Source organism: Psychrobacter sp. T6-1, assembly GCF_052258445.1.
This window is the reverse complement of record NZ_JBQQFC010000548.1, coordinates 1-1,052: the sequence shown is the minus strand read 5'-3', so window position 1 is coordinate 1,052 and position 1,052 is coordinate 1. Positions and strand designations below refer to the sequence as shown.

Genomic DNA, 1,052 nt, shown 5'->3' with positions numbered 1-1,052 from the left:
AACCTGCATATGAATGATCTGCGATTAAAAGCAGAAATTGACTGGCTAAACGCGCAGGGCGTCACTCAAATAAGTACCAGTACGTGGCCTCTGACAGCGAATGAGATCAGCCGCGGTATTAGTACAGCCAATGCCCAGAGTCAGGCGCAGCAGCAAGTGCTCCAGTCAGTACAGACTAGATTGAGTAATAACCGTGAGTCTGTGGTTCAAGCCTTTGGAGAGCTCAGTCTACAAACGGATCGTCAGCAACTGCCGCAAACCTTTGCAGATGACAAGCTCGCTGGGCAACAAGTGATGGTTGGAGTAGCGCTAACTGAAAGAGACTGGGAAGCCAACCTACAAGCTACTGTGAAGAATGATGAGCTTATTGATGATGATTCAGATGTCAGCTTTGAGGGCTCATATCTCGCTGGTAACTATGCCAATCAGTGGCTAATCGCGGGTAAGATACCGGCTTGGTGGGGTCCGGGTCATGATGGTAGCCTCATCCGCGGGGATGCTAGTATTCCGGTGACTGGCTTTACCATGCAACGTGATACCCAAACTGCACCGACGTCTCGATATTTGGACTGGGTAGGACCTTGGCAGTATCAACTATTCGCAGGTCAGCTCGATGACTATGATGCGGTACCTGATGCCAAACTCTTTGGTGCCCGCCTAACAGCTAGTCCTTGGCAATGGCTTGAGCTAGGCGCCTCTCGTACTTTTATGTGGGGAGGTGAGGGTCGACCTGAGAGCTTAAGCTCCTTTGGTGATGCTATATTAGGCACTAGAGATAATGAAGCTACTGCGGGCAACACAGACGATGATCCTGCCAATCAGCTAGGCGGCTTTGATGCTAGAGTACAGCTATCCTCATTGGTCAACGTCCCAGCTAGCGTCTATGCACAGTATGTTGGCGAAGATGAAGCAGGCGGCTTGCCTGCCAAAAATATGTATTTAGCAGGCGCAGATTATGCGTCTAGCTACCAAGGCCTGCCTTATCAGGTCTATGCTGAGTATGCAGACACGCGAAGTAGTGGCGAGGTCAAAGGCGTATCGTATGATCATTT

At 50.2% G+C, this 1,052-nt stretch carries 1 protein-coding gene; it reads left to right on the top strand.

The window, feature by feature from the left end; genetic code table 11:
- A partial coding sequence (locus tag ACTXGO_RS16440) for a capsule assembly Wzi family protein (protein WP_443575013.1) occupies positions 1 to 1,052 on the top strand: 1,052 nt, incomplete at both ends.